At 42.7% G+C, this 7,948-nt stretch carries 6 protein-coding genes and 2 tRNA genes; 6 read left to right on the top strand and 2 right to left on the bottom strand.

Annotation, left to right across the window (positions count from 1 at the left end):
- The 3 genes from HMPREF2794_RS17765 to glsA form a co-directional block, all read left to right on the top strand.
- Nucleotides 1–503 (top strand): RNA polymerase sigma factor (locus HMPREF2794_RS17765; RefSeq protein ID WP_070752100.1); only part of this gene is annotated, 503 nt, incomplete at its 5' end.
- A 262-nt stretch (nt 504–765) separates the two neighbouring features.
- A complete protein-coding gene (locus HMPREF2794_RS17760; protein ID WP_010535523.1) occupies nt 766–2,211 on the top strand; it encodes a glutamate decarboxylase in 1,446 nt (481 codons plus the stop codon).
- An 8-nt stretch (nt 2,212–2,219) separates the two neighbouring features.
- Entirely contained in the window at nt 2,220–3,185 is a 966-nt protein-coding gene (glsA, locus tag HMPREF2794_RS17755; RefSeq protein ID WP_070752098.1) for a glutaminase A, read from the top strand.
- 66 nt (nt 3,186–3,251) lie between these two features.
- Here the strand turns inward: glsA and HMPREF2794_RS17750 are convergent, their stop codons facing one another.
- Nucleotides 3,252–3,995 carry a potassium channel family protein gene (locus tag HMPREF2794_RS17750; protein ID WP_010535525.1) on the bottom strand — a complete coding sequence of 248 codons (744 nt, stop codon included), beginning with the start codon at nt 3,993–3,995 and terminating at the stop codon, nt 3,252–3,254.
- A gap of 216 nt (nt 3,996–4,211) precedes the next feature.
- Here HMPREF2794_RS17750 and gadC point away from each other — a divergent pair, with 216 nt between their 5' ends.
- Complete coding sequence (gadC, locus tag HMPREF2794_RS17745) at nt 4,212–5,900, top strand: glutamine/gamma-aminobutyrate antiporter GadC (RefSeq protein WP_070752096.1); 1,689 nt, start codon at nt 4,212–4,214, stop codon at nt 5,898–5,900.
- Between the two features lie 193 nt (nt 5,901–6,093).
- Here the strand turns inward: gadC and HMPREF2794_RS17740 are convergent, their stop codons facing one another.
- Complete coding sequence (locus HMPREF2794_RS17740; RefSeq protein WP_371490900.1) at nt 6,094–7,263, bottom strand: sensor histidine kinase; 1,170 nt, start codon at nt 7,261–7,263, stop codon at nt 6,094–6,096.
- Nucleotides 7,264–7,548: 285 nt separating this feature from the next.
- On the opposite strand from HMPREF2794_RS17740, the gene HMPREF2794_RS17735 reads away from it, so the two are divergent.
- Nucleotides 7,549–7,621: transfer RNA gene (locus tag HMPREF2794_RS17735), tRNA-Phe, on the top strand.
- Nucleotides 7,622–7,631: 10 nt separating this feature from the next.
- A tRNA-Pro gene (locus HMPREF2794_RS17730) sits at nt 7,632–7,704 on the top strand.
- Nucleotides 7,705–7,948 lie beyond the last annotated feature (244 nt).

Genomic DNA, 7,948 nt, shown 5'->3' with positions numbered 1-7,948 from the left:
TGAAAAGTTTAAGCTTCAGAAAAGATTTAGTAGGGGTACAGGAAGAACTGCTCCGTTTCGCTTATAAGCTGACAACCGACCGCGAAGAAGCAAACGATTTGTTGCAGGAAACATCATTAAAAGCATTAGATAATGAAGATAAATACACACCTGACACAAATTTTAAAGGATGGATGTACACGATTATGCGCAACATCTTTATCAACAACTACCGCAAGGTAGTTCGCGACCAGACATTTGTTGACCGTACGGACAATCTTTACCATTTGAATTTACCGCAGGACGCAGGTTTTGAAAGTACGGAGAACGCCTACGACCTGAAAGAAATGCATCGGGTAGTCAATGCATTACCCAAAGAGTACAGAGTACCTTTCGCCATGCATGTTTCCGGCTTCAAGTATCGTGAAATAGCAGAAAAGCTGAACCTTCCGCTAGGTACTATAAAGAGCCGCATTTTCTTCACTCGCCAAAAACTACAGGAAGAACTGAAAGACTTCCGCTAGACTTTAACGACATATTTCAATAGGTATCAAAATAACGATAACAACCGGCTACCATTCACACAACCAAAGGCAAGAAGGATTTATTTCTTTCTTGCCTTTGGTTATTTATATTCCGCCCGCCTTCCATTGGCAAAAAGTCCGCCCCCTTAATAAACGCCAAATAATGTAAAACCTGAAAACTTTCAAAACTATCTGCTGTTGTTGAGGGAAATTCGACGGGGAAAATCCCCATCGCCCTAAACCTTTAAAAAAACAAATTAGTATGGAAGATTTAAATTTCAGAAAAGGTGATGCAAAAACCGACGTATTCGGTTCAGACAGAATGTTACAACCCTCTCCGGTAGAAAAAATCCCTGAAGGACCAACGACTCCTGAAATCGCTTACCAAATGGTTAAAGATGAAACCTTTGCCCAAACTCAGCCACGTTTGAACCTAGCAACTTTCGTTACCACTTATATGGACGATTACGCTACCAAACTGATGAACGAAGCAATCAACATCAACTATATTGATGAAACTGAATATCCTCGTATCGCTGTAATGAATGGTAAATGTATCAATATCGTTGCCAACTTGTGGAACTCTCCGGAGAAAGACACATGGAAAACAGGTGCGCTGGCTATCGGTTCTTCAGAAGCTTGTATGCTGGGCGGTGTAGCTGCATGGCTGCGCTGGCGTAAAAAAAGACAAGCTCAGGGCAAACCGTTTGATAAACCAAACTTCGTTATTTCAACAGGTTTTCAGGTTGTATGGGAAAAGTTTGCACAGTTGTGGCAGATCGAAATGCGTGAAGTACCTTTGACTCTCGATAAAACCACTCTCGACCCCGAAGAAGCTTTGAAGATGTGTGACGAAAACACCATCTGCGTAGTACCTATCCAAGGTGTTACATGGACAGGACTGAACGACGACGTTGAAGCATTGGATAAAGCGCTCGACGCTTACAATGCAAAAACAGGCTATGACATTCCTATCCACGTAGACGCCGCCAGCGGTGGTTTCATTCTTCCATTCCTTTATCCGGATACGAAGTGGGATTTCCGTCTGAAATGGGTATTGTCTATCAGTGTATCCGGTCACAAGTTCGGTCTGGTATATCCGGGTCTTGGCTGGGTTTGCTGGAAAGGCAAAGAATATCTGCCCGAAGAAATGGCATTCAGCGTCAATTATCTGGGTGCTAACATTACTCAGGTAGGTTTGAACTTCTCTCGTCCGGCTGCCCAGATTCTGGGACAGTATTATCAATTCATCCGTTTAGGATTCCAAGGTTACAAAGAAGTTCAGTACAACTCTTTGATGATTGCTAAATACATTCATGATGAAATCGCCAAGATGGCTCCGTTCGTTAACTACTCCGAAAATGTAGTGAACCCACTGTTCATCTGGTATCTGAAACCGGAATATGCAAAAACAGCCAAATGGACATTGTACGATTTGCAGGATAAGCTGTCTCAACACGGCTGGATGGTTCCGGCTTATACATTGCCTTCTAAACTGGAAGATTATGTAGTGATGCGTGTGGTTGTTCGTCAGGGATTCAGCCGCGACATGGCAGACATGTTGCTGGGCGACATCAAGAACGCAATTGCCGAACTGGAAAAACTGGACTTCCCGACTCCTACCCGCATGGCTCAGGAAAAGAATCTTCCGGTAGAAGCCAAGATGTTCAATCACGGTGGTCGTCGTCATAAAACCGTAAAAAAATAAATTGATCTATGGATAAAAAAGTAACACTCGCTCAATTGAAAGAAGTGGTACAGGAGGCATACGATCAGGTAAAGACAAATACAGGCGGCAAGAACGCCGACTATATCCCTTACCTGGCAAATGTCAATAAAGATCTCTTTGGAATCAGTGTCTGCCTGCTCAACGGGCAGACCATCCATGTGGGAGATACCGACTACCGCTTCGGCATCGAATCCGTATCCAAAGTGCATACGGCTATCCTTGCTCTGCGCCAATATGGTGCTAAGGAAATATTAGAAAAAATCGGAGCTGACGCAACAGGATTGCCTTTCAACTCAATCATCGCTATCTTGCTGGAAAATGACCACCCATCTACTCCATTGGTAAATGCCGGTGCCATTTCTGTCTGTAGTATGGTAAAACCGATCGGTGACTCTGCCAAGAAATGGGATGCCATCGTAGAGAACGTGACTGATTTGTGCGGCAGCGCTCCCCAACTGATTGACGAATTATATAAGTCTGAATCGGATACGAACTTTAACAACCGTTCTATTGCATGGTTGCTGAAAAACTACAACCGTATCTATGATGATCCGGATATGGCGTTAGACCTTTATACCCGTCAGTGCTCCTTGGGAGTAACCGCATTACAGCTTTCTGTTGCAGCCGGAACTATCGCCAATGGCGGTGTGAACCCGGTGACCAAGAAAGAAGTTTTCGATGCCAGCCTGGCTCCTAAAATAACTGCCATGATTGCCGCCGTAGGTTTCTACGAACATACAGGCGACTGGATGTACACCTCCGGTATCCCGGCTAAAACCGGTGTAGGTGGTGGTGTGATGGGTGTATTGCCCGGACAGTTCGGTATTGCCGCATTTGCTCCTCCTTTGGATGGTGCCGGCAATTCTGTAAAGGCACAATTGGCTATCCAATATGTTATGAATAAACTAGGATTGAACGTATTCAGTGATAATCACTTGATCGTAGCCGACTAGTTTATTCGCTCTATGAGAAAAACAAAAGGTTACTATCCGCGGATAGTAACCTTTTCTATTTGTAGACTATGTTGTCCCCTGTGCCGGCGCTTTCTTCTCTTCTTCTTCCGCATAATACTGCTTTTTCTTTTCATTAGACTGCTGAATCAGATTCGTAATATAGACTGTAAAGATAGGAAACATCATCATTCCCAAAGCTGCCAGCAGCACAGAGAGTACCCTACCGGTAGTCGTCATCGCAACTATATTCGATCCGACGGTAGTCACATCCATAAATGCCCACCACAAAGCGTCTCCGTAGTCAGTCACCAGCGGATTCACTTTATGCTCAAGTACAAAGAAGGCAAGACTGGCGAAATAGACCGTTGCCAGCAACATCGTCAGATAAGAGACGAACAAACTCGAAGCCCGGTTGTAAGTAAGCCATCCTACTACGATAGCAAGTGCATATCCTCCCCGCAACAAAGGAATGAACCGAAGCAGATAAGTGACCTCCGGAGAGAATGTCCACCCATAATAGGCAATAATGTTCTGGTAAGGGATTGCCACCAGCAGAAAGATAAAGTGCGTCCGTATATAACGCCATTTATGCTTTGCCAGAAAAAACTCCAATACGAAATCAAACAGAAACCAGAGGCAAATCCACAACTGGATTTTCATGTACGAAGACTGCGTATAAAAAGGAATCCCTTTGAATGTATCTATCGAAATACTAATGACCAGAAAAAGGGACATCAATAATATAATAATGTGGAGAATACCATAAATCCCTTTTTTCCCTAAGATAAAATCGGAAAGTGCTGATTTCATAACTGCTTAATTTATAATAAAATGATTCTTATGTAATTTATAATGCTTAGAAACAATCTGATAAAGCGATTGTTTCGGAACAAGGGGATTGAGATATACAATCTATCAATTTAGCGATGTTAATTAACGAACTTTGAAAGAGATTGCGGAAACATCTCGCGCAAAATGTTGTTATAACACTGACTTTAAAATATTTTTCACTTAAAACCTTAACTTATGGCAAATATTAAAAATGCAGTGAAGCTGGGCGTGTTCACCCTGGCTATCATGAACGTTACGGCAGTAGTATCATTGCGTGGACTACCAGCCGAGGCCGTATACGGAATGAGTTCGGCTTTCTATTATCTTTTCGCAGCTATCGTCTTCCTGATTCCGACATCGCTCGTAGCAGCCGAACTGGCAGCTATGTTTCAGGATAAGCAAGGTGGTGTGTTCCGGTGGGTAGGCGAAGCTTACGGCAAGAAACTGGGATTCCTCGCCATCTGGGTACAATGGATTGAAAGTACCATCTGGTATCCGACCGTATTGACATTCGGTGCCGTATCCATTGCCTTCATCGGTATGAACGATGTACATGACATGTCGTTAGCAAACAACAAGTATTACACCCTCGTCGTAGTTCTTATCATTTACTGGCTGGCAACTTTCATTTCGCTGAAAGGTATGAGCTGGGTAGGTAAGGTAGCCAAGGTCGGTGGTATGGTCGGTACAATTATCCCGGCTGCCCTGCTGATTATCCTGGGCATCATTTATCTGGCAACCGGCGGACAATCCAACATGGATTTCCACAGCAGCTTCTTCCCTGATTTTACCAACTTCGATAATGTTGTTCTTGCGGCCAGTATCTTCTTGTTTTATGCCGGTATGGAAATGGGTGGTATCCACGTGAAGGACGTAGAAAATCCATCTAAGAACTACCCGAAAGCCGTATTTATCGGTGCACTTATCACTGTTCTTATCTTCGTATTGGGAACATTCGCACTGGGTGTTATCATCCCTGCCAAAGATATTAACTTGACTCAAAGTTTGCTCGTTGGTTTCGACAATTACTTCAGATACATTCACGCCTCCTGGTTGTCACCGATCATCGCTATCGCTCTTGCATTCGGAGTATTGGCCGGCGTACTGACATGGGTAGCAGGTCCGTCCAAAGGTATCTTTGCTGTAGGTAAAGCTGGTTATATGCCTCCATTCTTCCAGAAAACAAACAAGCTGGGTGTACAGAAGAATATCCTGTTCGTACAAGGTATCGCTGTTACAGTATTGAGTTTGTTGTTCGTTGTCATGCCTTCCGTACAGAGTTTCTATCAGATTCTGTCACAGTTGACAGTTATTCTTTACCTTATCATGTACTTGTTGATGTTCTCCGGAGCTATCGCACTACGTTATAAGATGAAGAAACTGAACCGCCCGTTCCGTATCGGTAAATCCGGTAACGGTTTGATGTGGTTCATCGGAGGTCTTGGCTTCTGCGGATCATTGCTCGCATTCATCCTGAGCTTCATCCCGCCCAGCCAGATTTCTACCGGTAGTAATACTGTATGGTTCTCTGTATTGATTATCGGCGCATTGATCGTAGTCATTGCTCCGTTTATCATCTACGCATCCAAAAAACCGTCTTGGGTAGATCCTAATTCCAATTTCGAGCCGTTCCATTGGGAAGTACAACCACAGGCTGCTACTGCCGGTGCTACTGCCAACAGCTCAAGTACTGCTCGTCCGACTTCTGCTTCAACATCGTCTGCCAATCCGGCTAGTCCCGCCACTGCAAACCCCGCAAGTGCCGGCTCTGCAACCTCCAGCTCTGCTCCGACAAGCAATCCGGCTTCTTCTGGTGGAAATACCACTGCAAGTAACGGATCGCCAAATTCCGGAAATAAAGATGAAGGTATACCTAAATCTTAAAAGCTAAACATATAGTTAACATCTATCAATAATCCCACCTTGAACCAATCAGTATCCAGGGTGGGATTATTCATTTCTTATTATTCATTCCCTATTATTTCTTTCAGGGCATTTCTTTTTCACACTTCTCTTTTCTTCTTTTTTCTCCTTCAGTAAATCAATTCTTGCTTTATCTGACAGTTTTATTTTTCAATCAAGCAACTCCTTTCTTCGTGATTAAAGGTAATATAAACCAAAAAGTACTGCCCTTTCCAAGTTCCGATTTTACTCCGACTCTTCCTCCCAGATTATGAATAATTGTTTCCGAAAGCGTCAATCCGAGTCCTGTTCCCTGCACCTCCCGGTCAAGTTTCGTAAAGTGGGAGAATATCTTCTCCTGCTCCTCTTCCGGAATACCAATGCCAGTATCAGAGACATAAAAACAGACTTCATCTGTACCCTCCATACGACATCCAAAACGGATTTCCCCTGTTTTAGTAAATTTCATCGCATTATGAAGCAGATTGGTCAATACCTGAATAATGCGCTGTTTCTCCGAATGCATCATAATCGGTTCCAGATGTGCCTCACATATTAATGCCACCAAAGGATTCTCATTCAGCTTCATTCCGAAAACACCTTCCAGTTCCCTCAGCAAATCATTGGCATCAAACTCTGAATATACAAAGTTCAACACGCCTGCATCTATTTGCGAAAGATCAAAAATATCATTTACCAGCCGTAATAACCGCTCATTATTTTCTGAGATTATATCGGTATACATCTTCTTTTCTTCTTCGCTGGTAGCTGTAGCCATCAGGCCGGAAAATCCGACAATAGCGTTTAACGGAGTGCGAACTTCATGGCTCATATTGGCTATAAAGGCAGACTTGAGTTTATCGGCGGAAATCGCATTTTCTCTTTCTACATCTAATAATCGCTGTATATTCCGAAGTTCCGTTACATCGTAGACTGTCAGCACCATACGCTCTTCACCATTGATATGCAGCAGATAAGCGCCCGAAACAGAAACATCACAGGAAATAATGGACTTTCCATCGTCACTTAAAAGTTTCATAGAAGCATCCAGTTTCTTAAAACCTCTCTTTTCATAAAAAGCCTTGCCGATAAATGTACGTATGCAGCACAATTTACATTGTTCATGCTTTCCACATTCTCCGGCAGCTATCGCATTTCTGCAATGCAATAAATCTCCCACTTTTTTCCTTTCTCCCTCCACAGGTGTCAAATGGTTCAAAGCATAATAGTTGGTATTGTGAACGACAAAGTCCCTGTCAATCAGCAGATAGTAGACGTTTATGTTCTGCAATATGGAAGTTAACTCATTAGATTCATGCAACATTACAGCTGCCATCGAATTCATATCTTTCTTCACCGTCTGATATTTAACCAGTACATAAATGAATGCAGCTAACAAAATAATTGTAATAAACTGTAATGCCATAGGAATCATATTATATTGTTTGTAGTGTCCGGATTGTTTAGACTCGTAAAAGTATAAAATATACTGAATAAGTGATGCCGCATTGCCTATTTATTCTTCCCCAAAAGAAAAGTTTCTCTCTTTCCTCATAAGTAGACGAAAAATTCCCTTCAAGTTATTGCAGTATTAAAAAATATACTTATCTTTGCACCCGCAAACGAGAAAGGTGCCATAGCTCAGTTGGTAGAGCAAAGGACTGAAAATCCTTGTGTCCCCGGTTCGATTCCTGGTGGCACCACTTTCGAGAGCGGAATGTAGCGCAGTTGGTAGCGCACTACGTTCGGGACGTAGGGGTCGGGCGTTCGAGTCGCCTCATTCCGACAAAAGCGACAAATGATTTTATCATTTGTCGCTTTTTGCTTTATACGCCTTTATAATACGTTGATAATCCAGTGGGTAATTCAAGAAGTTATATTTCTTTTTCGTTCGATACCCAGCCATTTTTGTTCAATTTATTTGCACGCCAATAGATTCATTTATATCTTTGTTACCAAAAATTTATTTAATCTCATTTATTCATCAACCTAATTACGGATCAATGTAAAAACCTGAGGGATTTTCATTT

The sequence above is a fragment of the Bacteroides sp. HMSC067B03 genome (assembly GCF_001811315.1).
Classification (GTDB): Bacteria; Bacteroidota; Bacteroidia; order Bacteroidales; family Bacteroidaceae; genus Bacteroides; species Bacteroides faecis.
Note: the sequence above shows the minus strand (reverse complement) of the source record. Positions and strands in the feature narration are given on the sequence as shown.